26 protein-coding genes are annotated in these 25,064 nt (G+C 67.4%); 16 read left to right on the forward strand and 10 right to left on the reverse strand.

Annotation, left to right across the window (positions count from 1 at the left end; genetic code table 11):
- Positions 1-60: 60 nt before the first annotated feature.
- Entirely contained in the window at positions 61-639 is a 579-nt protein-coding gene (locus VQ065_RS02640) for a DUF2780 domain-containing protein (protein WP_003084725.1), read from the forward strand.
- A 318-nt stretch (positions 640-957) separates the two neighbouring features.
- Here the strand turns inward: VQ065_RS02640 and VQ065_RS02645 are convergent, their stop codons facing one another.
- Positions 958-1,845 carry an acyltransferase gene (locus VQ065_RS02645; RefSeq protein ID WP_003084727.1) on the reverse strand — a complete coding sequence of 296 codons (888 nt, stop codon included), beginning with the start codon at positions 1,843-1,845 and terminating at the stop codon, positions 958-960.
- A gap of 142 nt (positions 1,846-1,987) precedes the next feature.
- On the opposite strand from VQ065_RS02645, the gene rloA2 reads away from it, so the two are divergent.
- The 6 genes from rloA2 to VQ065_RS02675 all read left to right on the forward strand — a co-directional run bounded on the left by rloA2 (position 1,988) and on the right by VQ065_RS02675 (position 6,689).
- Positions 1,988-2,497, forward strand: coding sequence for a retropepsin-like aspartic peptidase RloA2 (gene rloA2 / locus VQ065_RS02650; protein ID WP_003084733.1), 510 nt, complete (start codon positions 1,988-1,990; stop codon positions 2,495-2,497).
- Between the two features lie 84 nt (positions 2,498-2,581).
- Positions 2,582-3,271: a two-component system response regulator CreB gene (creB, locus tag VQ065_RS02655; protein ID WP_003084734.1), complete on the forward strand. Its 690-nt coding sequence runs from the start codon at positions 2,582-2,584 to the stop codon at positions 3,269-3,271.
- Positions 3,271-4,695 (forward strand): two-component system sensor histidine kinase CreC, encoded by a 1,425-nt coding sequence (gene creC, locus VQ065_RS02660; RefSeq protein WP_003084735.1) that lies wholly within the window; start codon positions 3,271-3,273, stop codon positions 4,693-4,695. Before creB ends, creC begins: the two co-directional genes overlap by 1 nt.
- 101 nt (positions 4,696-4,796) lie before the next feature.
- Complete coding sequence (gene creD, locus VQ065_RS02665; protein ID WP_003084736.1) at positions 4,797-6,155, forward strand: cell envelope integrity protein CreD; 1,359 nt, start codon at positions 4,797-4,799, stop codon at positions 6,153-6,155.
- 49 nt (positions 6,156-6,204) lie between these two features.
- The gene (locus VQ065_RS02670; RefSeq protein ID WP_003084737.1) at positions 6,205-6,507 is read left to right on the forward strand and encodes a hypothetical protein; all 303 of its coding nucleotides are present in this window, start codon (positions 6,205-6,207) and stop codon (positions 6,505-6,507) included.
- Entirely contained in the window at positions 6,504-6,689 is a 186-nt protein-coding gene (locus tag VQ065_RS02675; protein WP_003084739.1) for a hypothetical protein, read from the forward strand. The genes VQ065_RS02670 and VQ065_RS02675 overlap by 4 nt, the downstream gene beginning before the upstream one ends.
- On the opposite strand, the gene VQ065_RS02680 is transcribed toward VQ065_RS02675, so the two are convergent.
- Together VQ065_RS02680 and VQ065_RS02685 are read right to left on the reverse strand one after the other, a co-directional pair.
- Complete coding sequence (locus VQ065_RS02680; RefSeq protein ID WP_003084740.1) at positions 6,652-7,272, reverse strand: glutathione S-transferase; 621 nt, start codon at positions 7,270-7,272, stop codon at positions 6,652-6,654. The genes VQ065_RS02675 and VQ065_RS02680 overlap by 38 nt on opposite strands.
- An 18-nt stretch (positions 7,273-7,290) precedes the next feature.
- The gene (locus VQ065_RS02685; protein WP_003084745.1) at positions 7,291-8,241 is read right to left on the reverse strand and encodes a Vgb family protein; all 951 of its coding nucleotides are present in this window, start codon (positions 8,239-8,241) and stop codon (positions 7,291-7,293) included.
- A gap of 85 nt (positions 8,242-8,326) precedes the next feature.
- On the opposite strand from VQ065_RS02685, the gene VQ065_RS02690 reads away from it, so the two are divergent.
- A complete protein-coding gene (locus tag VQ065_RS02690; protein WP_003084748.1) occupies positions 8,327-9,184 on the forward strand; it encodes a PP2C family serine/threonine-protein phosphatase in 858 nt (285 codons plus the stop codon).
- A gap of 172 nt (positions 9,185-9,356) precedes the next feature.
- On the opposite strand, the gene fiuA is transcribed toward VQ065_RS02690, so the two are convergent.
- From fiuA to VQ065_RS02705, 3 genes are all read right to left on the reverse strand, one after another.
- Positions 9,357-11,750 (reverse strand): TonB-dependent ferrichrome receptor FiuA, encoded by a 2,394-nt coding sequence (gene fiuA / locus VQ065_RS02695; RefSeq protein WP_003084757.1) that lies wholly within the window; start codon positions 11,748-11,750, stop codon positions 9,357-9,359.
- Positions 11,751-11,853: 103 nt separating this feature from the next.
- Positions 11,854-12,825, reverse strand: a complete 972-nt coding sequence (locus tag VQ065_RS02700; protein WP_003084760.1) for a FecR domain-containing protein — start codon at positions 12,823-12,825, stop codon at positions 11,854-11,856.
- Entirely contained in the window at positions 12,822-13,340 is a 519-nt protein-coding gene (locus VQ065_RS02705; protein ID WP_003084762.1) for an RNA polymerase sigma factor, read from the reverse strand. Before VQ065_RS02705 ends, VQ065_RS02700 begins: the two co-directional genes overlap by 4 nt.
- A 168-nt stretch (positions 13,341-13,508) precedes the next feature.
- On the opposite strand from VQ065_RS02705, the gene VQ065_RS02710 reads away from it, so the two are divergent.
- The 3 genes from VQ065_RS02710 to VQ065_RS02720 all read left to right on the forward strand — a co-directional run bounded on the left by VQ065_RS02710 (position 13,509) and on the right by VQ065_RS02720 (position 15,421).
- Positions 13,509-14,258: a glutathione S-transferase family protein gene (locus VQ065_RS02710; RefSeq protein ID WP_003084765.1), complete on the forward strand. Its 750-nt coding sequence runs from the start codon at positions 13,509-13,511 to the stop codon at positions 14,256-14,258.
- Positions 14,259-14,397: 139 nt separating this feature from the next.
- On the forward strand, positions 14,398-14,802 hold the full coding sequence (locus tag VQ065_RS02715; RefSeq protein WP_003084769.1) for a PaaI family thioesterase: 405 nt from the start codon (positions 14,398-14,400) through the stop codon (positions 14,800-14,802).
- 49 nt (positions 14,803-14,851) lie between these two features.
- Positions 14,852-15,421, forward strand: a complete 570-nt coding sequence (locus VQ065_RS02720; RefSeq protein ID WP_003084771.1) for a TetR/AcrR family transcriptional regulator — start codon at positions 14,852-14,854, stop codon at positions 15,419-15,421.
- Positions 15,422-15,454: 33 nt separating this feature from the next.
- On the opposite strand, the gene VQ065_RS02725 is transcribed toward VQ065_RS02720, so the two are convergent.
- Both VQ065_RS02725 and VQ065_RS02730 read right to left on the reverse strand, forming a co-directional pair.
- Positions 15,455-17,182, reverse strand: coding sequence for an NCS1 family nucleobase:cation symporter-1 (locus tag VQ065_RS02725; RefSeq protein WP_003084774.1), 1,728 nt, complete (start codon positions 17,180-17,182; stop codon positions 15,455-15,457).
- A 347-nt stretch (positions 17,183-17,529) separates the two neighbouring features.
- On the reverse strand, positions 17,530-18,456 hold the full coding sequence (locus VQ065_RS02730; RefSeq protein ID WP_003129053.1) for a LysR substrate-binding domain-containing protein: 927 nt from the start codon (positions 18,454-18,456) through the stop codon (positions 17,530-17,532).
- An 87-nt stretch (positions 18,457-18,543) separates the two neighbouring features.
- Here VQ065_RS02730 and VQ065_RS02735 point away from each other — a divergent pair, with 87 nt between their 5' ends.
- A complete protein-coding gene (locus VQ065_RS02735; RefSeq protein WP_003084777.1) occupies positions 18,544-19,020 on the forward strand; it encodes a GNAT family N-acetyltransferase in 477 nt (158 codons plus the stop codon).
- A 78-nt stretch (positions 19,021-19,098) separates the two neighbouring features.
- On the opposite strand, the gene VQ065_RS02740 is transcribed toward VQ065_RS02735, so the two are convergent.
- Complete coding sequence (locus VQ065_RS02740) at positions 19,099-20,037, reverse strand: LysR family transcriptional regulator (RefSeq protein WP_003084779.1); 939 nt, start codon at positions 20,035-20,037, stop codon at positions 19,099-19,101.
- Between the two features lie 103 nt (positions 20,038-20,140).
- Between VQ065_RS02740 and pcaD the strand changes: the two genes are divergently transcribed.
- Together pcaD and VQ065_RS02750 are read left to right on the forward strand one after the other, a co-directional pair.
- Positions 20,141-20,938: a 3-oxoadipate enol-lactonase gene (gene pcaD / locus VQ065_RS02745; protein ID WP_003084781.1), complete on the forward strand. Its 798-nt coding sequence runs from the start codon at positions 20,141-20,143 to the stop codon at positions 20,936-20,938.
- 42 nt (positions 20,939-20,980) lie between these two features.
- Positions 20,981-21,424 (forward strand): hypothetical protein, encoded by a 444-nt coding sequence (locus tag VQ065_RS02750; protein WP_003084782.1) that lies wholly within the window; start codon positions 20,981-20,983, stop codon positions 21,422-21,424.
- 47 nt (positions 21,425-21,471) lie between these two features.
- Here the strand turns inward: VQ065_RS02750 and VQ065_RS02755 are convergent, their stop codons facing one another.
- Entirely contained in the window at positions 21,472-23,649 is a 2,178-nt protein-coding gene (locus VQ065_RS02755; protein WP_003084784.1) for a malate synthase G, read from the reverse strand.
- A 306-nt stretch (positions 23,650-23,955) separates the two neighbouring features.
- Here VQ065_RS02755 and VQ065_RS02760 point away from each other — a divergent pair, with 306 nt between their 5' ends.
- Positions 23,956-24,399 carry a GNAT family N-acetyltransferase gene (locus tag VQ065_RS02760; protein ID WP_003084786.1) on the forward strand — a complete coding sequence of 148 codons (444 nt, stop codon included), beginning with the start codon at positions 23,956-23,958 and terminating at the stop codon, positions 24,397-24,399.
- Between the two features lie 31 nt (positions 24,400-24,430).
- The gene (locus VQ065_RS02765) at positions 24,431-24,946 is read left to right on the forward strand and encodes a glycine cleavage system protein R (RefSeq protein ID WP_003084789.1); all 516 of its coding nucleotides are present in this window, start codon (positions 24,431-24,433) and stop codon (positions 24,944-24,946) included.
- Positions 24,947-25,064 lie beyond the last annotated feature (118 nt).

Consider the following 25,064-nt stretch of genomic DNA (forward strand, 5'->3'; position numbering starts at 1 on the left):
AAATCTCACCCCGGCCTGCGAATGCGGCCGGGGCGTTCGATATCTCATGAGGAATTGCCGATGCGCGTCACCACTCACGCTACCCTGGCCGCGGCCCTGCTGCTCAGCGCCGCCTCCGCGTTCGCCTTCAATCTCGGGGATGCCGCCAAGGCGGTCGCCGGGGCGTCCCAGGGCGACTCCGCCCAGGTAGCCACCACCCCGCAGACCAGCGGTCTGCTCGGCGCACTCACCGGTCAGCTCGGGGTCAGCCAGGAGCAGGCGGTCGGCGGTACCGGCGCCCTGCTCGGCCTGGCCAAGAACCAGTTGGCCGGCAACGATTATTCGCAACTGGTTAAGACCATCCCCGGCCTCGACAAGCTGGCCGGCAACAACGCCCTGGCCGGTCTCGGCGGGCTCGGCAACGTGCTCGGCAAGAGCGGCGGCGACAGCAAGGGCCTCGGTTCGCTGCTCGGCAATGCGGACAGCATGGGCGACGTGAACAAGGCCTTCGGCACCCTGGGCATGGATAGCGGGATGACCGAGAAGTTCGCCCAGGTGCTGGTCGACTACTTCGGCAAGCAGGGCGCCAACAGCGAGCTGCTGGGCAGCCTGAGCAATCTCTGGGGAGTGAGCAAGGCGGGCGGCTCGTCGCTGCTCTGATCTGCCGCCAGCGGATCGGCGGATAACCGCGTTGCGGTTATTCGCCCTACGAAGCGGGTGCGGCGCCCGGGTATTCGCTGCCCGCACCGGTAGGGCGAATAACGCCCTCGGCGTTATCCGCCGCCGCTCCGTGGAAACGGCGGATAACCGCGTTGCGGTTATCCGCCCTACGAGGTGGGTGCGACCCCCGGGTATTCGTTGCCCGCACCGGTAGGGCGAATAACGCCCCCGGCGTTATCCGCCGCTGCGCCGTGGAAACGGCGGATAACCGCGTTGCGGTTATCCGCCCTACGAGATGGGTTTGCTTCGGCCGGTACTTCAGCGCAGTTGCCGCAAGCGGGCGATGCGTTCGTCCTTTTCTTCCCACATGCGCGAGACCCATTCCTGCACGTACTGGCGGAACACCGGGTCGTTCTCGTAGTCGCCCTGCCACAGGGCGGGATCGATCGGCCGGGTCTGGATGTCGACGATCACCTTCGGCACCCGTCCGCAGAGCAGGTCCCAGAATCCCGGAACCTTGTCGCTCGGGTAGACCACGGTGACGTCGAGCAGGGCGTCCAGCTGCTCGCCCAGCGCGGCGAGGACGAAGGCCACCCCGCCGGCCTTGGGCTTGAGCAGGTGGCGATAGGGCGACTGTTGCTGGGCCTTCTTCTGCTCGCTGAAGCGCGTGCCTTCCAGGTAGTTCACCACGGTCACCGGGATGCGCTTGAACTTCTCGCAGGCGGCCTTGGTGATCTCCAGGTCCTTGCCCTTGAGTTCCGGGTGCTTCTCCAGGAAGGCCTTGGAATAGCGCTTCATGAACGGATACTCCAGCGCCCACCAGGCCAGGCCGAGGAAGGGCACCCAGATCAGCTCCTTCTTGAGGAAGAACTTGAAGTACGGGGTGCGCCGGTTGAACACCTGGATCAAGGCGGGGATGTCGACCCAGGACTGGTGGTTGCTCACCACCAGGTACGAGGTGTCCTGGCGCAGGTCGCCGGCGCCGCGCACGTCCCAGACCGTCGGCGTGCAGGTGGCGAAGATCCACTTGTCGATCTCCGCCCAGGTCTCGGCGATCCACATCACGCCCCTGGAGCAGAGGTCCTTCAGGCGCTGGCCGGGGAGCACCAGCTTGAGCAGTGCGATCAGCATCATCGGGCCGATCAGGATCAGCGTGTTGAGAAGCAGCAGAAGGCTGCTGGTCAGGCCGGTCAACAGTTCCCGCATGGTTGGTTTCCCTGTCCTGGGTGTGGGTCGACGCGGCCCATCATACGCATCCGCGCCGCGCCGCCCAAGCCGCCGGCGTGGCGAACGAAACCGCGCCGTGCTAGTCCTATGTGGACCTCGTATCACTTCAGGAGATGCCCGCGTGAAGCGTGCCCTTGCCTTGCTCTCGCTGTTCGCCCTGCCGGTCCTCGCCGCCGAACCCAACCTCTACGGCCGCTACGAATGGGTCTCCCTGCCGGAGCTGGACCGCACCCTGCAGGCGAAGATGGACACCGGCGCCTACACCTCCTCGCTGTCGGCCAAGGACATCGAGTTGTTCCAGCGCGACGGCGAGGAGTGGGTGCGCTTCCGCCTGGCCACCAAGGAGGCCGATGGCTCGGTGTTCGAGCACAAGCTGGCGCGCATCGGCAAGATCAAGAACCGCGCCGACAACCGCAACGGCGAGGACGAGGATGAGGACCGCCTGAGCGAACGCCCGGTGATCGACCTGCAGGTCTGCCTGGGCGGAGCGATGAAGACCATCGAGGTCAACCTCACCGACCGCAGCGCCTTCAACTATCCGTTCCTGATGGGCACCAAGGGCTTGCGCAAATTCCACGTCGCGGTCGATCCCTCCGAGCGCTTCGTCGCCGACAAGCCCACCTGCAAGTAAGCGTCCTACGCCACCGGCGGCGCGATTGACGCGCGCGCCGGCTTGCGGCACCGTTCCGGCATTCCCGTCAGCCGCCGTCACACCATGCCGCATATCCTGATCGTCGAAGATGAAGCCGCGATTGCCGACACCCTGCTCTACGCCCTGCAGGCCGAAGGCTTCGCCACCACCTGGGTGACCCTCGCCGGCGAGGCGCTGGCGTTGCAGGAGCGCCAGCCGGCGGACCTGCTGATCCTCGACGTCGGTCTGCCGGACATCAGCGGTTTCGAGGCCTGCAAGCGCCTGCGGCGGTTCTCCGAGGTGCCGGTGATCTTCCTCACCGCGCGCGATGCCGAGATCGACCGCGTGGTCGGCCTGGAGATCGGCGCCGACGACTACGTGGTCAAGCCGTTCAGCCCGCGCGAGGTGGCGGCTCGGGTCAAGGCCATCCTCAAGCGCATGGCGCCGCGCCCGGCGGCGCTGGAAGGGGCCGCGCCGAGCGGGCCGTTCCAGGTCGACGAGGAGCGCGTGCGGATCCACTACCGCGACACCCCGCTCAACCTCACCCGCCACGAGTTCCGCCTGTTGCAGACGCTGCTCGGGCAGCCCGAGCGGGTATTCAGTCGCGAGCAGTTGCTCGACGCCCTCGGCGTCGCCAGCGAGGCCGGCTACGAGCGCAACATCGACAGCCACATCAAGAGCCTGCGCGCCAAGCTGCGCCAGGTGAACGAACGCGGCGAAGCGATCCAGACCCATCGCGGCCTGGGCTACAGCTACAGCCCGGACCACGCCTGATGCCGCTCGGCGTTCGGATCTTTCTGGTCTACTTCCTGTTCGTCGGTCTCACCGGCTACTTCGTGCTGAGCACGGTGATGGACGAAGTGCGCCCCGGCGTGCGCCAGTCCACCGAGGAAACCCTGGTGGACACCGCCAACCTGCTCGCCGAGATCCTCCGCCAGGACGTGAAGAACGGCACCCTGGCGCAGAGCGACCTGCCGGAGATGCTCGAGGACTACGGCAAGCGGGTGCCGCAGGCGGATATCTGGGGCTTGCGCAAGGAGGCGGTGAACCACCGCATCTACGTCACCGACGCCAGCGGCAAGGTGCTGCTGGACTCCGCCGGGGTGGCCGTCGGCCAGGATTATTCGCGCTGGAACGACGTCTACCTGACTCTTCGGGGCCAGTACGGCGCGCGCTCCAGCCGCGAAGACCCGGACGACCCGGATTCCTCGGTGATGTACGTGGCGGCGCCGATCAAGGATGCCGGGAAGATCATCGGGGTGGTTTCGGTGGCCAAGCCGAACAGCAGCCTGCAACCCTACATCGACCGCTCGCAGCGGCGCCTGGCCTGGCTCGGTGCCGGGCTGATCGCCCTCGGGCTGCTGGTCGGCGGCCTGCTCTCCTGGTGGCTCAGCGGCGCGCTGCGGCGCCTCACCCAGTACGCCCAGGCGGTCAGCGAGGGGCGCCGCGCCGAGCTGCCGCGCTATCGCGGCGGCGAGATGGCGCAACTGGCCGACGCGGTGGAGCGCATGCGCACGCAATTGGAGGGCAAGGACTACGTCGAGCGCTACGTGCATACCCTGACCCACGAATTGAAGAGCCCGCTGGCGGCGATCCGTGGCGCCGCCGAGTTGCTCGACGGCGAGATGCCGGCCGAACAGCGGGCGCGCTTCGTCGGCAACATCGCCGGCGAGAGCGAGCGCCTGCAACAACTGATCGAGCGCCTGCTGAGCCTGGCCCAGGTGGAGCAGCGGCAAGGCCTGGAGGAGGTCGGCAAGGTCGACCTGCGGGAGATCGCCGCGTCCCTGCTGGAAGGCCAGGCGGCGCGTATCCAGCGCCAGCGATTGCGGGTGGAGAATCGCCTGGAAGGTCCCTGCGAGGTTCGCGGCGAGCAGTTCCTGCTGCGCCAGGCGCTGGCCAACCTGCTCGACAACGCCCTCGACTTTACCCCGCCCGGCGGCATCCTTCGCCTGCTCGCCGAGGCCGACGGCGAGGGTATCGCCCTGCGCCTGTTCAACCAGGGGCCGGCGATTCCCGACTACGCCCTGGCGCGCCTCACCGAACGCTTCTACTCGCTGCCGCGCCCGGCCAGCGGGCGCAAGAGCACCGGGCTGGGACTGAACTTCGTCGCCGAGGTGGCGCAACTGCATGGCGGCCGGTTGCAGGTCGGCAATCGCGACGACGGCGTCGAGGCGCTGCTCTGGCTGCCGCGCGGCTGAGGCGTCTCCACGGAAACTCCATCGACTCTCCACACGGCGACCCGAAGCCCGCCATCGCGGCGCCGCAGACTTTCCGCCATCACCCCGACGGAGAGTCCCCCATGAACCGCACGCTGGCCTACAAGCTCGGCGCCATCGCCCTACTCATCCTGCTATTGCTGATTCCCCTGTTGATGATCGACGGCCTGATCCGCGATCGCCAGGAGGTTCGTGACGGCGTGCTGCAGGATATCGCCCGCAGCTCCAGCTACAGCCAGCGCCTCACCGGCCCGCTGCTGGTGGTACCGTACCGCAGGACGGTGCGCGAGTGGGTCACCGAGGAGAAGACCGAGAAGCGCGTGTTGCAGGAGCGCGAGCAGCGCGGCGAGCTGTACTTCCTGCCCGACCGCTTCGCCCTCGACGGGCAGATGCGCACCGAGCTGCGCTACCGTGGCATCTACCAGGCGCGCCTGTACCACGTCGACAACAAGGTTGCCGGCTACTTCCAGGTGCCTGCGCACTATGGCATCGAAGAAGACTTGGAGGACTACCAGTTCGAAACGCCGTTCCTGGCGATGGGCATCAGCGACATCCGCGGCATCGAGAATGCCCTGCGCCTGTCCCTCAACGGTGCCAGCGTCGACTTCGAGCCGGGTAGCCGGGTCGGCCTGCTCGGCAGCGGTGTGCACGCACCGCTGCAAGGCGTCGACGGGCGCCAGGCGCAGCGCCTGGAGTACGCCTTCGACCTGTCGTTGCTCGGCAGCGAGCGGCTGGACATCGTGCCGGTGGGCCGCGACAGCCAGGTCATCCTGAAGGCCGACTGGCCGCACCCGAGCTTCGGCGGCGAGTTCCTGCCCAGCGAGCGGGAGATCACCGCCCAGGGCTTCACCGCGCGCTGGCAGACCAGCTTCTTCGCCACCAACATGGAAGAGGCGCTGCGCAGTTGCGTGGAGGAGCAGCGCTGCGACGGTTTCCAGGCGCGCGCCTTCGGCGTCGGCCTGGTCGATCCGGTGGACCAGTACCTGAAGGCCGACCGCGCGATCAAGTACGCGCTGCTGTTCATCACCCTGACCTTCGCCGGCTTCTTCCTCTTCGAGGTGCTCAAGCGCCTGGCGGTACACCCGATCCAGTACGCGCTGGTCGGCCTGGCGCTGGCGTTCTTCTACCTGCTGCTGCTGTCGCTGGCCGAGCATGTCGGCTTCGAGCTGGCCTACCTGGTCTCCGCCGGAGCCTGCGTCGGCCTGATCGGCTTCTACCTGTGCTTCGTCCTGCGCAGCGTGGCCCGAGGGCTGGGCTTCAGCGTCGGCCTGGCAGGGCTGTACGGCCTACTCTACGGCTTGCTGAGCGCGGAGGACTACGCCTTGCTGATGGGCTCGCTGCTGCTGTTCGCGGTGCTTGCCGCGGTGATGGTGCTGACCCGCCGCCTGGACTGGTACGGGGTCGGCCGCAAGGACCTCCCGGCGGTACCCGCCAGGGCCTGACGACGAGGGCGGCGGCGCCGGCCGCCGCCGATTTCCAAGGAGGAAAAGCATGCGCCTGTTCTTCGAGTTCACCCTCTGTGCCGCCCTCGGCCTGCTGGTCAGCGGCGTGATCCTGATCTTTCTGCTGTTCTTCGGCAAGTTCGGCCTGATCGAGTACTGGATCGCCAGCGGCAAGCCCCTGGCCCACGCCATGCTGGTGCTGATGCCGGACGGATTCTGGGAAGGCCTCAGCGGCATCGAGGGCGCCGCCGGCAATCCGCACGTGCGCTCCTTCCTGGAGCTTTGCATGGGGCTCGGACAGAGCGCGCTGTTGCTGGGCCTGCTGCTGTTCCGCCTGGTGTGCTGGAAATGAACGGCTATGTCGGCCTGCGCGACGACCGTCGCGACGGCGAGCGCCTGGCGGCGCGGATCGGCCTGCTGTTCCCCGGCCCCTCGGCGGCCTGGCTGCAACGCGCCGAACGTCTGCGGCGGCAGCAGGCGTCGGCGGGCCTCGGGGTCAGGCGTGGGTGGCCTGCATCGACGGGCGCTGGCTGACTTCGGCGAACCAGGCGGCGAGTCGCGGGTAGCGGCCGCGCCAGTCCCACTCCGGCTGGCGCAGGTCGAGATAGCCCAGGGTGCAGGCGACGCCGATGGCGGCGATGTCGAAGCGCGCCTGCAGTTCGGCGATGCAGTCGCTCTCCAGCCATGCCAGGGACCGCGCGATCTTTTCCCGCTGTGCCTCGAGCCAGGCGTCCCAGCGCTTCTCCTCGGGGCGGACGAAGGTCTCGTAGCGGGTCAGCACCGCGGCGTCGAGGACGGCGTCCGCCAGCGAGGCGATGGTCAGGCGTCGCCAGCGGGCGCTGCCTTCGCGGGGGATCAGCGGTTCGCCGACGTGCTGCTGGTCGAAGTAGTCGCAGATCACCCGGCTGTCGTGCAGCACCTGGCCGTCCGGCAGGCGCAGGGCGGGAATCTTGCCGGCCGGGTTGCTGGCGTTGAGCTGCCGGATGGGCGCGACCGGCGTCGGCGTGACTTCCTCGAGCGCCACGCGCTCGCGTTGGCCGGTTTCGTGGAGCAGGACCAGGACCTTGCGCACGAAGGGCGAGGCGGCGGCGTAGAACAGCGTATGGGTAGCGCTCATGCGGGCTCCTTGGAAGGATCAGTCGCGGACGACGCGCAGACGATCGGCGGCAGGCTCGGCGCTCCAGGTTTCTCCGGGGCGACCGCCGAGCAGGGCGTTGCCGGGCGCCGGCCGGTCGCTGGGCAGGACGCGGAATGTCACCTGCTCACTGTCGAAACGCAAGAGCGCCCCGCTGGCGGCGTCGTGCAGCCAGACACGGTCCATGGCGTCGACCCGCAGGCTGTCCGGGCGGGCCTGGCTGTCCGGCAGCGGCCAGCTCTGCCACGAGGCATCGCTGGGATCGTAGCGGTACAGCCGGGCGCCACCGCTGTCGCTGGCCCAGAGCCTGCCGATGGAGTCGGCGCCGATCCCGCGCAAGGCCTTCGTGCCTTCAGGCGCGGGCAACCGCTCGGCGCTGCCGTCGAGCGGATCGACATGCACCAGCGCGTCGTCCTGCGCGTACCAGACCTCGCCGTCCGGGGTGACGCAGATGCCGTTCGCCGCCTTGCCCTGGGGCGAGGGCCAGACCTCCACCAGGCGCCTGGCTGGGTCGAGGCGACCGTGGAAGCCGCGGCTGCCGGTGAACCAGAGGCGCCCGTCGTCGTCGAATACCGCGGACTCGAGCCCGGCCGGCGCGGCCTTGGCCGGTAGCGGGAAACGTTCGCTGCCCAGGCGCTCGCCGCCGATGCGAAGGATGGCGTTGAGGCCACTGTCGAGCACCCAGGCGTTGCCGCTCTCGTCGCTGACGATGGCTCGCGGCCGCGCGCCTTCGCCGAGCGGCACCTGCACGCTCTCGCCACTGGTCGGGTCGAGGCGCCCCAGCGAATGCCCGCCGTCCGCGCCGTACCAGACCGCACCCTGTGCACTGGGCGCGACCGCGTAGGGCGCGGAGCCCTTGTCCAGCGGGTAGTACTGTTCGCCGGCCAGGGCGGCGCCGGTCGACGACAGGGCCAGGAGCAGGCCCAGCAGCGGGTAGGGCAGGTGACGCATACGGTTCTCCCGGAACGACGAGCGGAACGTGGAAAGGCTCTGTCTTGCTATTCTGGCAGCGCATTGAGCATAGGAGGAACTGCGAATGGCCACAGTGGAAATACTCGGGGCGGAATGCCGCGCGGGGGGCGCGGTGAACGACGATGCGCTGGGCTGCACGGCGCAGGCCGCCTGGGTGATCGACGGTGCCACCAGCATCGGTCGCAGCGTGCTGGGCGTGGAAAGCGACGCGCGCTGGCTGGCCCAGGCGGTGGACCGGCACCTGCGGTTGCTGCTGGAAGTCGAGCCCGAGCAATCCAGCGAGACCCTGCTGCGGCGCCTGCTCAACGATATCCAGGGCGACTTCCGCGCCCAGAGCGGCCGCGACTGGCACGACCTCGAAGACATGCCGGCGGCCTGCCTGAGCCTGCTGCGGATTCGCGGCGGAGAAATCGAACTGCTCAACATCGGCGACAGCCGGATTCTCGTCGAAGGCGCCGACGGCCAGGTACGCAGCTTCGGCGATTCGGCCCTGTACGAACTGGATCGGCAATCCCTGGCGCATTTCTGCCGGATGCGCGAGGAACATCCGCAGTGGGATCACGCCGAACTGTTCAAGGCCAGCCGCCCGCGCGTACGGCAGAACCGCCTGCTGATGAACAAGCCCGAGGGCTACTGGGCGCTGGACATCAGCGACCGCTGGCTCGGCCAGGTGCAGCGCGAGACCTTGCCGCTCGCCGCGTTGCGTTCCTTCGTGCTGATGACCGACGGCTTCGACCGGCTGGTCGAGCCTTTCCGCCGCTATACCGACGAACAGTTGCTGCGGCGCCTCGAGGACGTCGGAGTGAGCGCCATGCTCGACGAGTTGCGCGAGATCGAACAGGGCGACGACCAGGCCCTGGCTTTCCCGCGTTTCAAGATCCACGACGACGCCAGCGCGCTGTGGGGTCGGATCGCGGGGTGAACGACGATCTCCGGCGCCCGGAATGCAGGTCCTCCCCGATGCGCCGGCTACCGATATCCCGGCCCTCTCCCACAGGCGGGAGGAGGGCATCCGGTGCCCGGAAGGTACGTTCTGCGGTAGGGCGGATAACCGCGAAGCGGTTATCCGCCGTTGCGCACCTGTGACGCGTCGCTCACCACTTGTAGCTGACGCTGCCCACCACGCTGCGCTGGTCGCCGTAGTAGCAGTAGTAGCCGTCGCAGGACGCCAGGTAGTCCTTGTTGAACAGATTGTTGGCATTGACCGCCACGCTGACGCCTTTCAGGCTGCCGTTCAATTGGCCCAGGTCGTAGCGCACGGCGGCGTCGTACAGGGTGTACGAGCCGGCGTAGCCGTCGTAGGTGTTGGCCTGGTCGCCGTAGGTCGAGCCTACGTAGCGGGCGCCGGCACCCACGCTGAAACCGTTCAGCGTACCCTCGTGCCAGGTGTAGTCGGCCCATAGCGAGGCCTGGTTGCGCGGCGCCTGTTGCAGGCGGTTGCCTGCGTACTGGCCTTTTTTCACTTCGGTGTCGGCGTAGCTATAGGCGCCGATCATCTTCAGGTTGTCGGTGACGTTGCTGGTGGCTTCCAGCTCTATCCCGGAGACCTTCACTTCGCCCGTCTGCGAAGTGACCGGCGTGCCGCCTATGTTCTGCGACACGCTGACGTTCTCCTGGCGCAGGTCATAGACCGCGGCGGTGAACAGCGAGTCGGAGCCCACCGGCTGGTACTTCACACCGATTTCCCATTGCTTGCCTTCGGTCGGCTTCAGCGAACTGGTGCTGTTCATATCGGCGCCAGTGGTGGGTTGGAACGACTCCGCATAGGAGATGTAGGGCGCCACGCCATTGTCGAAGATGTAGCTGAGCGCCGCGTTGCCGCTGAACTTCTTGTCGCGGCTGGTATTGGTGGCGTCGCCCTTGTTGTAGAAGGTGGCCCCGGTGTGCACCCAGTCCTCGCGACCGCCGAGGGTCAGGCGCCAATTGTCGAGGGCGATCTGGTCCTGGACGTAGAGGCCGGTCTGGTAGGTCTTCTGCTTGTAGTCGTAGAAGGCCGTCGAACGATCCGGTTTGACGATCGGCTGGCCGTAGATCGGGTTGTTGACGTTGCTCGGCGGCGCGCTGCCAAAGATTGATGTGTATTGATTGTCGGTGCGGTTGTGATCCAGGCCTAGCAGCAGGGTGTGGCGCAGGGCGCCTGTTTCGAAGTCGGCCTGGAAGTTGTTATCTACTACGAACTGACTGACGTCTTCATCCACCGAGGTGGTGCTGCGTTCCAGTGTGCCGTCGGCATGAGCTGTGCCTGCTGTAACCGCCTGGAACGACAGGTCGTTGCGCAGGTAACGCAGGTTCTGGCGGAACTGCCAGACATCGTTGATCCGCTGCTCGAAGGCGTAGCCCAGCCAGTAGTAGGTGCGGTCGTAGTATTCCCAGTCCGGATCGCCGAGGTTCTTGTGGTGGGAAACCTTGCCGAACGGCGCGTCGTACTTGGTTCCGCGCAGCGGCAGGAACTGGCTGGTGATGCCGGTATCGTCGCGGTTGAACTGGCCGAGGAAGGTCAGCCTGGTGTCGTCGTCGATGTTCCAGGTCAGGCTCGGGGCGATGTTGTAGCGCTTGTCGTCGATATGGTCGACCTGGGTGTTGCTGTCGCGCACCACGCCGGAGACGCGATAGAGAAAGCGTCCCTCGTCGTCGAGCGGGCCGGTGCTGTCGAAGCTGACCTGCTTGTGGTTGTAGTTGCCGACCTCGGCCTTCACCTCGTGACTGGCGACGTTCTGCGGACGCAGGCTGACCATGTCGAGCATGCCGCCGGGCGGGGTCTGGCCGTAGACCGAGGAGGCCGGGCCGCGCAACAGGGCGACACGCTCCAGGTTCCAGGTTTCCAGCTTCGGGTTGTTGTAGACGCCGACCGCCATCGGCAGGCCGTCGAGGAACTGGGTCGGCTTGAAGCCGCGCACCTTCAACCAGTCGGAGCGGGTGTCGCTGCCGAAGCTGCTGGCGACGACGCCGGGCATGTAGCGCACCGCGTCGTCGAGGTTGTGCACGGCGCGGTCGGTCATCTGCTGGCGGGTCGCCACCGAGATCGAGCGTGGGGTCTCGAGGATCGGCGTATCGGTCTTGGTCCCGGTCATGCTGCGCTTGGCCACGTAGCCGCTGGTCGGCCCCAGTGGGTCTTCCTCGGCGCCGCTGACCGTCATCGCCTGCAACGACAGGGTGTCTTCCGGCACCTTGCGCAGGCTGTAGGTGCCGCCGACATTTTCCACCAGCTCCAGGCCGCTGCCCTTGAGCGCTTCGCGCAATGCGCCGGGCGCGTCGAAGCGACCTTGTACGGCGTGGGCGCTGCGTCCTTCGGCGAGCGCCGGGTCCAGGGTGAGGACCAGGCCGGCCTGGGCCGCGATGCGGTTCAGGGTGCCTGCCAGCGGCCCGGCGGCGATGCGGTAGTCGCGCACGCTGGCCTGTTCGGCCGGGGCGGCGTGGAGGAACGGTGCGGGAACGGCGAGGGCGATGGCTAGGGCGAGCAGGCCGGGACGGAACGTCGGGCGGGGCATGTGCGGGGCTCCTGGATGGAAACGAGTCTCAATGCCTCCTTGCCGGACGAGTCGGAAAAAGTGATAGGGCCGGCGGGAAAAATTTTTCGCCGGCCCGTTCGGTTCAGCGTGGCACCACTTCGAACCACCAGGCGTTGTGCCTCACGCTGCGCACCGGCAGGCTCGGCTCCAAAGCCTGAAGGGCGAGGCGGGTGTCCTTCAGCGGGAAACTGCCGGTGACGCGCAGGTCGGCGATGCTCGGGTCGACCCGCAGCAGCGCCGGCGAATAGCGCCCCAGTTCCGCCACCAGGTCGGCCAGCCGGGCGTTCTCCACCACCAGCATGCCTTGTGCCCAGGCGCCGGCCATGGCCGGGGCCGCTTCGCTGGCCTGCAGGCCTTGCGGCAGGATCAGCACCTGCTGGCCTTCCTTGATCACACGCTCTTCGCTGAGCGTTTCCGCGCGCGCGGCCACCGCCGACTGCAACACGGTGAGGCGCGTGCCGGGTTCCTCGCGGCGCACCAGGAAGCGCGTGCCGAGGGCGCGCATGTCGCCATCGGCGCTGCTGACCACGAAGGGGCGCGGGTCGCCATGGGCGGTTTCCACCAGGATCTCGCCGGCCAGTAGCACGACCTGGCGGCGTTCGCCGTCGAAGCGGACGTCGATGGCGCTGCGGCTGTTCAGGCGCACATGGGTGGCATCCGGGAGGGTCAGCTCGCGCTGCTCGCCGGTGGCGCTGTAGGCGTCGGCCAGCAGGTAGCGGACCGGGACGTAGCGGTTGGCCACGCCGAGCCCGACGCCCAGCGCCAGCACTAGCCCCAGGGCGCTGCCGCCGAGCCGGCGCAGGCGGCGCTTGAAGCGTGCGTTGCCGGACAGCAGGGCGTTGCGCGCCGGCCCGTTGGCGGCTCTCGCCAGGTGCCGGTCGAGGCCGCCGAGCTGTTCCCAGGCGCGTTCGTGTTCGGGATGCGCCGCGTACCAGCGGTGGAAGGCGCGGTGATCGTCGGGATGGGCTTCGCCGGAGTCGAGCAGCAATTGCCAGGCGATGGCTTCGTCGAGCACCCGCGCGCGTACCGGCGAATGACGATCGTCGGCGTTCACCGGGGCTCTCCGTAGAGGGCGATGTAGCACTGGCGCAGGCCCTGGGCCAGGTATTGGCGCACGCGCGGCACCGAGACTCCGAGACGCTCGGCGATCTCCGCGTGGGGCATGCCGTCCAGGCGGCTATAGAGAAACGCGCTGCGCGCCTTCAGCGACAGCGTGCCAAGCAGGCGATCGATCTCGCGGAGATCCTCGAGAATCAGGTACTGCTCTTCGGCCGAAGGCTGCTCCGCTTCCGGAACCAGCGCCAGTTCGGCGAGATAGGCCTGCTCAAGGGCGGCGCGGCGGAAGTGGTCGATCATCAGGCCGCGCGCCACCTTCGCCAGGAACGCGCGCGGTTCGCGCAGGCCGGGCAGCTCCGGGCGGCCGAGGAGGCGAACGAAGGTGTCCTGGCTGAGGTCTTCGGCGCGCTGGCGGCAGCCGAGGTTGCGGTTCAGCCAGGCAAGCAGCCAGCCGCGGTGGTCCCGGTACAGGCTACCCACGAATTCGCTGTTGCTGACGTCACCCGCCGACACGGCCGCTCCCCATCCCGAAACGGGATTGAATGGAAAAACGAGAATTATTCGCAAATGATCGCAAAGTGCGACTATCCCTGCAATTGGCGTCCGTCGGGAAGCCACTTGAGTCGTCCCACCGGTTTGCCGGAGGATCGGCGTTCCCATAACAAGAACAGGAGTCTCGCCGTGGCCGAACCTTTGCTGATCATCGGTTCCTATCTGTCCCCCTATGTGCGCAAGGTGCTGGTGCTGCTGGAACTGAAAGGCATCGCCTACCGCATCGACCCCATCGTGCCGTTCTTCGGCGACGAGGCCTTCGAGCGCCTCAGTCCGTTGCGCCAGATTCCGGTGCTGGTGGACGGTGACTTCGTCCTCAACGATTCCAGCGTGATCTGCCAGTACCTGGAGGAGCGCTACCCGCAGCCGAGCCTGTATCCCGCCGACATCGGCCAGCGCGCCCAGGCCCGCTGGCTGGAGGAGTACGCCGATTCGCGGCTGGGCCAGGTGATCATCTGGCAGTTGTTCCACCAGTTGGTGATCAACCGCGGCATCTGGCAGCGCGAACCCGACCAGGCGATCCTGCAACGCACCTACGACGAAGACCTGCCATCGATCTGCAACTACCTGGAAGGGCGGGTCCCGCCAAGCGGCTGGTTGTGCGGCGAGCTATCCATCGCCGATGTCGCCGTCGCCTGCCTGTTCCGCAATGCCCAGTTGGCGCGCTACCAGGTCGACGGCGAGCGCTGGCCGCGCCTGGCGCGCCTGTTGGCTGACGCTTTCGCCCTGCCGGCCTTCCAGCATCTGGCGCGTTTCGAGAAGGCCACCGCGCAGACCCCGGTCGCCGAACAGCGCCAGGCGCTGCGCGAGGCCGGTGCGCCGCTCAGCGCGACCAGCCACGCCCGCGAGCGGCCGGTGCGCGGTCCGATGAGCCGCTGAGAGGGAGTGCGGGCGGCGCCCAGGGCGCCGTCCTGATGAAGCGCCATTCAGCGCCTCGATAAGACCTTCGCGGCGCTGGTGGATCCAGCGTCCGGGCATATTTTATATAGACCAGTCTATATAGAACGGAGGCCGCACCGTGATGAACGTCCCCGAAGGGTTCCAGCCGCTGTTCCGCAGCAGTCCGTTGCTCGACCTGCTCGGTCCTTTCTTCTGCCGGCACGACGCCCAGCGCCAGTTGGTGGTGGCGCTGCGCATCGACGAAAAGCACTGCAACCACGGTGGCACCGCCCACGGCGGCCTGCTCTCGACCCTGGCCGACGTTGGCCTCGGCTACGCCATGGCGTTCTCCCGCGAACCGCCGCAGCCGATGGTCACCGTCGGCCTGCGCCTGGACTTCTGCGGGGTCGCGCGGGTCGGCGACTGGCTGGAGGTGCATACCCGGGTCGACAAGCTCGGCCAGCGCATGGCCTTCGCCTCGGCCCGGCTGCACAGCGGCGAGCGCCTGGTGGCCAGCGCCAGCGGCGTGTTTCATCTGCCCTGAGGCTCGGGCATGCTTGCCCGGTCGTCTGCCGTGAGTTGGGGAGTCAGGTTTGCCGAAGAAGTCCAATGCCGCCGAACGGATCGTCCATGCCACCGCCTCGCTGCTGGCCAGCCGCGGGTATTTCGGCACCGGGCTGAGCGACATCATCGCTCGCGCCGAGGCGCCGAAAGGCTCGCTCTATCACTATTTCCCCGAGGGCAAGCCGCAGATCGCCAGCGCCGCGATCGGCTTCGTCGCCGACGAGGTGGCGTCCTTCCTCGACCGCGCCGGGACCCAGGCTCCCCATGCGCGCAACGTCCTCCGCCAGTTCACCGCGACCCTGCGTGGCTGGCTGGAGCATTCGCGTTTCGAAGAGGCCTGCCCGGTGCTTTCCACCAGCCTGAGCATCGACGCCGAGCTGGCCCCGGTGCATGCCGAATGCCGCCGGGCGCTCCGCGCCTGGCACGCCAGCATCGAGCGTGCGTTGCGCGCCGACGGACTGGCGGAAAAGCTCGCCGCCTCGCGCGCCTGGCTGATCCTCGCGGCGCTGGAGGGGGCGGTCGCGGTGGCCCGCGTCGAGCGGTCGTTCCAGGCGCTGGATGCGATCGAGGAAGAATTGCAGGCGCTACTGCCGGCCTAGGCGGGTGTCGCGCCCAGGCCGGCCAGGTATCCGTCAGTGCTGCACGCTGTCCACCGCGATCGCTTCGCCGGAAACTTCGCGGTAGGCCGTGCGGCGCTTGGCCAGGGCGTAGTGGATCAGGCCGGCCAGGCCGGCGCCGAAGAACCAGGAGAACGGCGATAGCTCGGCGAATGCCGGCAACAATGCCAGCAGGGTGGAGATGATCGCCGCCGGGACGAACGCGGCGATGGCCCGCGGGTTCACCCCTCGCGCGTAGTGATAGGCGCCGGCGCGGCTTTCGGTGTACAGCTCCGGCAGGTTCACCCGGCCTTTCCGCACCAGGTAGTAGTCGACCATGATGATCCCGTACAGCGGGCCGAGCAGCGCGCCGAGGCCGCCGAGGAAGTAGAGGATCACCCCGGGGCTGTTGTACAGGTGCCAGGGCAGGATCAGCACCGCGATGGTCGCGCTGATCAGCCCGGCGCGGCGGAAGTTCAGCAGGTTCGGCGCCAGGTTGGTGAGTACGTAGGCCGGGGCGACGAAGTTGGCCATGATGTTCACCGCCACGGTGACGATCAGCAGCGCCAGGCTGGCCAGCACCAGGAAGAGGGTGTCGGGGATCGCGGCGACGATGTCGGTGGGGCTCTGGATGAGCTGGCCGTCGATCCTGAACTGGGCGCCGGCGAGGACCACCGCGAACAGGCCGAACAGCAGGATGTTCACCGGCAGCCCCCAGAAGTTGCCGACGCTGATGGTGCGCCGATCCGGGCAGCCGCGGGCGAAGTCGCAGAAGTTCAGGATCATGGTGCCGTACAGGGTCACCCAGAACGCCGCGCCGCCGAAGATCTTCAACCACATCTGCGAACCGCTCATGGGTTCGCCGCTTGACCAGGCGATGGAGGCGCCGGCGCGCAGGTACATCCAGGCGGCGAGGGCGGCGACGGTGAGCAGGATCACCGGTCCGGCGAAGGATTCGTAGCGACGCACCATCTCCATGCCGTAGGCGAAGATCAGCAGTTGCACGCACCAGATGGCGACGAAGGTCGCCCAGCCCAGGCTCGACAGGCCGAGGATGGCGTCCTGGTCGTAGGCGGCCAGCCCCGGCCAGATCGCCGTCAGCAGCACGCGCAGGACGATGGAGGCGAGATAGGTCTGGATGCCGAACCAGGCGATGGCGATCACCGCGCGGATCAGCGCGGGGAGTTGCGCGCCGTGGATGCCGAAGGCGATGCGGCACATCACCGGGTAGGGCAGCCCGGTCTTCTGGCCCATGTAGCCGGACAGGTTCATCAGCCCGTAGACCATCAGCGCGCCCAGGGCCAGCGCGGCGAGGATCTGCGCACCGCTCATGCCGAGGGCGAAGAGGCCGATGGCGAAGGAGTAGTTGGCGATGTTGTGCACATCGTTGGTCCACAGCGCGAACAGGCTGTAGCGTCCCCAGCGGCGTCCTTCGGCCTTGGTCGGGGCGAGATCGGCGCTGTACAGGCGCGGGCTCAGCGGCGGCAGTTCGGGGCCGGCGTGATGGCTGGCGCGTGGCAGGCAATCGAGACTGGCGGGAGTGCCCAGGTCCAGGCGCGCCGCCGAGAACTCCGCTGCGCGCAGCCCGGCGCGTGGCAGGCAGTCGAGACTGGCCGGAGTGCCCAGGTCGAGCAGCGAGGCGGAGAACTCCGCGCTCCGCTGACCGGCGCGCGGCAGGCTGTCGAGGCTTTCCAGGGTGCCGAGGTCGAGCAGCGAGGGAGAAAACTCGCGGGGCGAGGCGGGCGGCTTCGGGGTGCTGGACATGGCGGTCTCCTCCGGCAGTCGGAAGAACTCGGCGCGAGGTCGGGTTCGTCTGTTGTTTTTGTATACAAGAATTTCGAAAATTTAAGCCAGTTATGTGCCAACCGATCCTCGACCGACTTTTCCGTGTTCTGCGGAAACCGGCCTTTCACCGGCAAGCCCCTGAAACCGCTTGGGAAAAAGCTGTCGCCTCGATCAGGTAAGAATTTCGAACCGATTCATGGGCTTATGCGGACGGACGAGGGAGAGGGGAAAAAAGCGTGGCGCCAGGAGAGCGTATTGGGAAAATTGTGCACAATAATTGTGCCCAGTGTTACCGCCGCGCCCGTCGACGGTGCGCGGCGCGAAGCTCAGCCCGTCCGGGAAATATCCAGGCCCTTCAACTGCCCGATCATCCACGCATGGGCATCACGCCCGACATGCTGGGCGTGGCTGTAGAGCCGCAGCACGTAGGGCGGAATGTCGAACGGCGCGGGATACAGGGCGAGGCCGGCGGCTTCCGCCAGTGCCTGTGCGGCATGTCGCGGAGCGGTGAGCAGGAAATCGGTGGAGCCTGCCAGGAACAGCGCCGCCAGCACCGTCGGCAGTTGCACCGCCACTTCGCGACGCAGGCCGGAGCGGGCCAGCAGCCGGTCGATCACCCCACTGTCCTCGTTCCACGGCGTCACCACCGCATGCCGTTCGGCCAGGTAGCCCTCCAGCGTCGGTGCCCCGGCGAGGCGCGGGTGGTCGCGCCGCGCTACCACCACGTAGCGGTCGGCGAACCAGTCATGGGCCTGGATGCCTTCGGGCAGGCGCTCGTGTTCCTCGTCGTAGCCGAGGGCGAAATCGATCCGCCCGCTGGCCAGGGCCTCCACCGACAACTTGCGTTCCGCGTTGACCAGGCGCAGGCGCACTCCGGGCGCGCTGTGCTGCAGGCGGTTCATCAGCGGCGGAAGCAGGGCGAAGGCGGTGTAGTCGGTGGCGGCGAAGACGAAGGTACGCTGGCTCTGTCCCGGTACGAACGGCCGCCACTCTTCCAGCCCCTCGCCGAGGGCGCGCAGGGCGGCGGCCACCGCAGCGGCCAGGTGCTCGGCACGCTGGGTCGGCTGCATGCGGTTGCCCTGGCGCAGGAACAGCTCGTCGTCCAGGCCCTGGCGCAGGCGCCCCAGCGCATGGCTGAAGGCCGAGGCGCTGATCGCCAGTTCGCTGGCTGCGGTGCCGACGTTGCGGTGGCGATACAGGGCGTCGAAGACAAGCAGGAGGTTGAGATCGAGGCGGCGCAGCAGGGGATGCATGTTATTCAGTTGCCAATGAGAAGAATGCACTTCATGCATCTTAGCAGGCGCACTAGGATGGCCGGATCCCCCACCGGAAGGTTGCCCATGACTCTCGAAATCCGTCCCGCCGTACCGGCCGACGCCGAACAGATCCTTGCCTTCATCATCGAACTGGCCGACTACGAGCGCGCCCGCCACGAGGTGGTCACCGATGTCGAAGGCATCCGCCGCAGCCTGTTCGCCGAAGGCTCGCCGACCCGCGCGCTGATGTGCCTGAGCGAAGGCCGGCCGATCGGCTATGCGGTGTATTTCTACAGCTACTCGACCTGGCTGGGGCGCAACGGCATCTACCTCGAAGACCTCTACGTCACCCCTGAGTACCGTGGCGTCGGCGCCGGTCGCCGGCTGCTCCGCGAGCTGGCCCGCGAGGCCGTGGCCAACGACTGCGGACGCCTGGAGTGGAGCGTGCTGGACTGGAACCAGCCGGCCATCGACTTCTACCGCTCCATCGGCGCGCTGCCGCAGGACGAGTGGGTGCGCTACCGGCTGGATGGCGAGGCGTTGCGCAAGATGGCGGAGTAGCTGGCGGCAAGCCGGCGTTGATGCCGGGGGAGTGCGTGGGGGTAGGGCGAATAGCGCCTGGCGATATCCGCCAGCTTTTCACCGAGGACGCCTGGCGCCCTCCGCCCTGTCGCCGCTTTTCCCCCGCAACGTCGTAGCGTTGTCCCGCAGGAACGCCCACAGGCGTTCCGCTATCGGGCCCTGCGCGCGATCGCGCCGGCGCGCCGCCACCACCTCTTCGCTGCGTCCTGGCAGATGCGGCCCGGCCAGTGCGAGCAGGCGGCCGTCGGCCAGTTCCTCGTCGACCAGGAAGTCCGGCAGGTGCCCCCAGCCGAGGCCCTGGAGGATCACCTCTTTCTTCGTTCGCTGGTCCGGCACGCTGCACTGTCGCGCGCCGGCGAGCATGAAATAGTCCGTCGGCGGAGAATGGCGGGCGCTGTCGCGCATCACGCACTGGGCGAAGGGGCGCAGTTGTTCCGGGCGCACCGGTCGCGGCGGAGGATCGCCGAGCAGGCCCGGTGCGATGACCGGGACCAGCCCGACCCTGCACAGGTCGAGCCATTCCAGGCGTGGGTCGGACTTGTCCACGCGATGCAGGATCAGGTCGGCCTCGCCGTCCAGCAGGCGCTCCAGCGGGCCGCTGACGGTTTCGAACAGCAATTGCAGGCGGGTCTGCGGCTGGCTGCCGAAGAACCCTGCGAGCAGCGCCAGGGCCGGGCGCGGCGGGCAGAGGTCGCCCAGTACCACGCGCAGCTCGCTTTCCTCGCCCTGGGCCAGGTGCGCGGCGTGGCCCCGCAGCCCTTCCAGTTCGTAGAGCAGGGCCTGGGCACGCTGGTGGAAGGAGCGACCGGCGGCGGTCAGGCCGACCCGGTAGCCGCCTCGTTCCAGCAGCACCAGGCCGAGCTGGCGCTCCAGCCTGGCAACGGCGGCGAACACCGCCGGATGGGAGCGGTGCAGGCGCTGTGCGGCGGCCTGGAAGCCGCCGGCGTCGACCACTGCGTCGAAGCATTGGAGGTCGTGGAGGGTGAAATCGTGCATGTCAGCTTCCCTGACAGAGTCGTTCCATTCTTTGTAGTTTTTCCCAGGGGCCGTCGCAACTAGCCTGGCGTGCATGGCAATCACCCTGACCCCGGAGGCTCCCATGGGCAACCTGTCTTTTCTCGCTACCAGCGATGGCGCCAGCCTCGCCTATCGCCTGGACGGTGCGGCGGAGAAACCGCTGCTGGCGCTCTCCAACTCCATCGGTACCACCCTGCACATGTGGGATGCACAACTCCCGGCACTGACCCGGCACTTCCGCGTCCTGCGCTACGACGCCCGTGGCCATGGCGCCTCCAGCGTGCCGCCGGGGCCCTACACCCTGGCCCGGCTGGGCGAGGACGTACTGGAGCTGCTCGACGCGCTGGAGGTACGGCGCGCGCATTTCCTAGGCCTGTCCCTGGGCGGGATCGTCGGCCAGTGGCTGGCGCTGCATGCGCCGCAGCGGATCGAGCGGCTGGTGCTGGCCAACACCTCGGCCTGGCTTGGCCCGGCGGCGCAGTGGGACGAGCGCATCGCCGCGGTGCTGCAGGCCGAGGACATGAGCGATACCGCCGCGGGCTTCCTCGGCAACTGGTTTCCGCCGGCGCTGCTGGAGCGCGCCGAGCCCGTCGTCGAGCGCTTCCGGGCGATGCTCATGGCCACCAACCGGCACGGCCTGGCCGGCTCCTTCGCGGCGGTGCGCGATACCGACCTGCGCGCGCAACTGGCGCGGATCGAGCGGCCGACCCTGGTGATCGCAGGGGCGTACGACACGGTCACCGCCGCCAGCCACGGCGAGCTGATCGCCACGTCGATTGCCGGGGCCAGGCTGGTTACGCTGCCGGCGGTGCATCTGTCGAACGTCGAGTTCCCGCAGGCGTTCGAAGGCGCGGTGCTGAGCTTTCTCGGCGCAGCCTGATTAGGCTATCGTCGCTCCTTTTCCCTCGGCGCAGGAGCCGACATGAACGAGCCGGGCAGTTTCATCTGGACGTGGTACGGGCAGGATGAGCATCGATGGGTCCTGCTCAGCGCAGAGGCGTTCCTGGCGCTCGATTTCCTGGCTCTTGACGGTGCCATGCAGAGAGAGACCATCGGCAGTTGCCCGGGCTGCTCTACCTGGTCGGAGAAGATCGTGCCGTTGCACGAGTGGCTCGAAGGCTGTCCGGGTCACCAGGCCGGGAATTTTCGCGATGCCTTGAGGCGTGTCTGGGCGCTGTGCAACGAGCTGCCCGAGGAAGCGCTGGGCTGCTTCGACTTCGACATCTATGCCCACCCCGGATGGCAGGCGGTACGTCGAGAGGCCCGGGAGGCGCTGCGGCAGAACGGTTGGGACAGCATCCGTAGCCACGCCGAGGAGCTGCGCGACGACTGTTGGGAGCGTGTGCATGGCTACCCGAAGAAATGAGAAAGCCGCCCCTCGGGGCGGCTTTTCGTTGCGCTGCGGCGAACGGCCTACAGCCCGTTCTTCGCCTTGAACTCACGGCGGCGGCGATGCAGGACCGGCTCGGTATAGCCGTTCGGCTGCCGGGTGCCTTCCACCACCAGCTCCAGGGCGGCCTGGAACGCGACGTTGTCGTCGAAGTTCGGCGCCATCGGCCGGTAGGACGGGTCGCTGGCGTTCTGCCGGTCGACCACCACGGCCATGCGCTTGAGGCTCTCGACCACCTGCTCCTGGCTGATCACGCCGTGACGCAGCCAGTTGGCCAGCAGCTGGCTGGAGATGCGCAGGGTGGCGCGGTCTTCCATCAGACCGACGTCGTTGATGTCCGGCACCTTGGAGCAGCCGACGCCCTGGTCGATCCAGCGGACGACATAGCCGAGGATGCCCTGGGCGTTGTTGTCCACCTCGTTCTTGATCTCTTCCGCGGTCCAGTTGGTGTTCGGCGCCAGCGGAATGGTCAGGATGTCGTCCACCGAGGCCGGGGTGCGCTTGGCCAGCTCGGCCTGGCGGGCGAACACGTCGACCTTGTGGTAATGCAGGGCGTGCAGGGTCGCGGCGGTCGGCGACGGGACCCAGGCGGTGTTGGCGCCGGCCAGCGGATGGCCGATCTTCTGCTCGAGCATGGCGGCCATCAGGTCGGGCATGGCCCACATGCCCTTGCCGATCTGCGCCTTGCCTTGCAGGCCGGTGGCCAGGCCGACGTCGACGTTGTTGTTCTCGTAGGCGCCGATCCACTTCTCCGACTTCATGGCGCCCTTGCGCACCACGGCGCCGGCTTCCATGGAGGTGTGGATCTCGTCGCCGGTGCGGTCGAGGAAGCCGGTGTTGATGAACACCACGCGATCCTTGGCCGCCTTGATGCAGGCCTTCAGGTTCACGGTGGTGCGGCGCTCCTCGTCCATGATGCCGACCTTCAGGGTGTTGCGCGGCAGGCCGAGGACGTCCTCGACGCGGCCGAACAGCTCGTTGGTGAAGGCGGCTTCTTCCGGACCGTGCATCTTCGGCTTGACGATATACACGCTGCCGGTGCGGCTGTTCTTGCGGCTGGTGTTGCCGTTCAGGTCATGAATGGCGATCAGGCTGGTGAACAGACCGTCCTGGATGCCTTCCGGCACTTCGTTGCCGTCCTTGTCGAGGATCGCATCGTTGGTCATCAAGTGGCCGACGTTGCGCACGAACAGCAGCGAGCGGCCGTGCAGGGTCAGTTCGGAACCGTCGGCCCTGGTGTAGACGCGGTCCGGGTTCATGGTGCGGGTGAAGGTGCTGCCGCCCTTGCTGACTTCCTCGGCCAGGTCGCCTTTCATCAGGCCCAGCCAGTTGCGGTAGATCACTACCTTGTCGTCGGCGTCGACCGCGGCGACCGAGTCCTCGCAGTCCATGATGGTGGTGAGGGCGGCTTCCATCAGCACGTCCTTCACGCCTGCGGCATCGGTCTGGCCGACCGGGCTGCTCGGGTCGATCTGGATTTCGAAGTGCAGGCCGTTGTGCTTGAGCAGTACCGCTTGCTGCTTGGCGGCGTCGCCCTGGAAGGCAAGGAACTGGCCAGCGTTCTTCAGGCCGGTTTCGCTGCCGTTCTTCAGCGCGACGACCAGCGCGCCGTTCTTCACGCTGTAGGAAGTGGCGTCGACATGGGAGCCGGACTCCAGCGGCGCGGCCTCGTCGAGGAAGGCGCGAGCGAAGGCGATGACCTTGTCGCCGCGAACCTTGTTGTAGCCCTTGCCTTTCTCGGCGCCGCCTTCTTCGCTGATCACGTCGGTGCCGTAGAGTGCGTCGTACAGCGAGCCCCAGCGGGCGTTGGAGGCGTTCAGGGCGAAGCGCGCATTCATCACCGGCACCACCAGCTGCGGGCCGGCCATGCGGGCGATCTCGTCGTCGACGTTCTGGGTGCCGGCCTGGAAGTCTTCCGCCTCGGGCAGCAGGTAGCCGATTTCCTCGAGGAAGGCCTTGTAGGCAGCGGCGTCGTGGGCCTGGCCGGCGCGAGCCTGGTGCCAGCCGTCGATCTTGGCCTGGAGTTCGTCGCGCTTGGCGAGCAGGGCTTTATTCTTCGGCGCCAGGTCGTTGATCACGGCCTCCGCACCGGTCCAGAACGTGTCGGCAGAGACGCCGGTTCCGGGGATGGCTTCGTTGTTCACGAAGTCGAACAGGACTTTGGCGACCTGCAGGCCACCGACTTGAACGCGTTCAGTCATTGTTTGCCTCACTCTGCTCTAGACCAGCTCTGGACCCGGGCCGCACGGCCTTGTAGTCCGAGCCGCGGCATACTACATGATGCCGCGGGAAAAATCAGTGGTTACGCGTCGCGTTACGACTGGATGACGCTTCACGGTCACGTTGGCCAGGCTCAATGTTCGCAAAAAAACTGTACTTTGTTCCAGATAAATCTAAAAACAGTACACGATTTATCGCGAGCCCAACTGCGGCGCGGCGTCGCAGGATGTTTCACTGCGCTGCGAGCGCCTTGCCTATACTCCCGGAATCGCCCCAGGAGCCTCGCCATGCCCGTCCATGCCGCATCCCTCGCCGATCTCGCCGACCTGGTTCCGCTGTTTTCCGCCTACCTCGACTTCTACGAAGTGCCGGCGCCGGAAGAGCAGGTCCGCGCATTCCTCGCCGAACGCCTGCGCCAGGGCGATTCGACCCTGTTCCTGGCCAGGGATGCCGAGGCGCGGGCGCTGGGCTTCGTCCAACTCTATCCGCTGTTCGCCTCCCTTGCGCTACGACCTTCGTGGCTGCTCAGCGATCTCTACGTCCGTCCGGAGGCGCGCCGCCAGGGCGTCGGCGAGGCCCTGATGAACCAGGCCCGGGGTTTCGCCGAAAGCATGGGCGCCTGCGGCCTGCAACTGGAGACGGCGAAGACCAACCACGCCGGGCAGTCGCTCTACGAGCGCCTCGGCTATGTCCGTGACGAACAGTTCTACACTTACTGGCTGCAGCTCTGAACTCCCATTCGTCCCAGCAGGAGGCAAGCTCATGGATCACCTGGTCCTGACCGTGATCGCCACCGACCATCCCGGCCTGGTCGAGCGCATCGCCCAATGCATCGCCTCCCACGGCGGCAACTGGCTGGAAAGCCGCATGTCGCGGATGGCCGGGCAGTTCGCCGGGATACTGCGGGTGGCCGTGCCGGCGGAGGGCTACGACGAACTGGTGGAAGGGCTACAGGGCCTGTCCAGCCACGGCATTCGCGTGCTCCTGGCGGAAAGCGGGATCGAGCCGGTATGCAACTGGAAGCCTATCCACCTCGACCTGGTGGGCAACGACCGCCCCGGTATCGTGCGCGACATCACCCGGTTGCTGGCCGAGCACGGGGTGAACCTGGAGAGCCTGTCCACCGAAGTGCGCCCGGCGCCGATGAGCAGCGAACCGCTGTTCCATGCCGATGCGCTGCTGGCGGTGCCGCTGACCCTGTCGCTGGACACCCTGCGCGAGCGACTGGAAGACCTGGCCGACGACCTGATGGTGGAGTTGGTGCTGGACGCGTCCTGAAGTTGTTCAGGAAAGCCGGGGACGGGCCTGTGGAAAAGCCTTGGGTGAAACCCTGAAACCCAGGCGCCGCGAGGCTTGGAGGTCGTAGCGCGTTTTTTGACCAGCTACGTTGCGGTTA

The sequence above is a fragment of the Pseudomonas sp. KBN10P06128 genome (assembly GCF_037574945.1).
Classification (GTDB): Bacteria; Pseudomonadota; Gammaproteobacteria; order Pseudomonadales; family Pseudomonadaceae; genus Pseudomonas; species Pseudomonas aeruginosa.

Bases quoted from the DNA above. Each gene is read 5' to 3' on its own strand.
- VQ065_RS02685 (WP_003084745.1), bottom strand. From the start codon at position 8,241: ATGCGTCACCTGCCCTACCCGCTGCTGGGCCTGCTCCTGGCCCTGTCG.
- VQ065_RS02690 (WP_003084748.1), top strand. From the start codon at position 8,327: ATGGCCACAGTGGAAATACTCGGGGCGGAATGCCGCGCGGGGGGCGCG.
- VQ065_RS02730 (WP_003129053.1), bottom strand. From the start codon at position 18,456: ATGCATCCCCTGCTGCGCCGCCTCGATCTCAACCTCCTGCTTGTCTTC.
- VQ065_RS02740 (WP_003084779.1), bottom strand. From the start codon at position 20,037: ATGCACGATTTCACCCTCCACGACCTCCAATGCTTCGACGCAGTGGTC.
- VQ065_RS02680 (WP_003084740.1), bottom strand. From the start codon at position 7,272: ATGAGCGCTACCCATACGCTGTTCTACGCCGCCGCCTCGCCCTTCGTG.
- creD (WP_003084736.1), top strand. From the start codon at position 4,797: ATGAACCGCACGCTGGCCTACAAGCTCGGCGCCATCGCCCTACTCATC.
- VQ065_RS02725 (WP_003084774.1), bottom strand. From the start codon at position 17,182: ATGTCCAGCACCCCGAAGCCGCCCGCCTCGCCCCGCGAGTTTTCTCCC.
- creB (WP_003084734.1), top strand. From the start codon at position 2,582: ATGCCGCATATCCTGATCGTCGAAGATGAAGCCGCGATTGCCGACACC.
- VQ065_RS02760 (WP_003084786.1), top strand. From the start codon at position 23,956: ATGCCCGTCCATGCCGCATCCCTCGCCGATCTCGCCGACCTGGTTCCG.
- VQ065_RS02765 (WP_003084789.1), top strand. From the start codon at position 24,431: ATGGATCACCTGGTCCTGACCGTGATCGCCACCGACCATCCCGGCCTG.
- VQ065_RS02675 (WP_003084739.1), top strand. From the start codon at position 6,504: ATGAACGGCTATGTCGGCCTGCGCGACGACCGTCGCGACGGCGAGCGC.
- pcaD (WP_003084781.1), top strand. From the start codon at position 20,141: ATGGGCAACCTGTCTTTTCTCGCTACCAGCGATGGCGCCAGCCTCGCC.
- VQ065_RS02670 (WP_003084737.1), top strand. From the start codon at position 6,205: ATGCGCCTGTTCTTCGAGTTCACCCTCTGTGCCGCCCTCGGCCTGCTG.
- VQ065_RS02750 (WP_003084782.1), top strand. From the start codon at position 20,981: ATGAACGAGCCGGGCAGTTTCATCTGGACGTGGTACGGGCAGGATGAG.
- VQ065_RS02640 (WP_003084725.1), top strand. From the start codon at position 61: ATGCGCGTCACCACTCACGCTACCCTGGCCGCGGCCCTGCTGCTCAGC.
- VQ065_RS02645 (WP_003084727.1), bottom strand. From the start codon at position 1,845: ATGCGGGAACTGTTGACCGGCCTGACCAGCAGCCTTCTGCTGCTTCTC.
- VQ065_RS02735 (WP_003084777.1), top strand. From the start codon at position 18,544: ATGACTCTCGAAATCCGTCCCGCCGTACCGGCCGACGCCGAACAGATC.
- creC (WP_003084735.1), top strand. From the start codon at position 3,271: ATGCCGCTCGGCGTTCGGATCTTTCTGGTCTACTTCCTGTTCGTCGGT.
- VQ065_RS02755 (WP_003084784.1), bottom strand. From the start codon at position 23,649: ATGACTGAACGCGTTCAAGTCGGTGGCCTGCAGGTCGCCAAAGTCCTG.
- fiuA (WP_003084757.1), bottom strand. From the start codon at position 11,750: ATGCCCCGCCCGACGTTCCGTCCCGGCCTGCTCGCCCTAGCCATCGCC.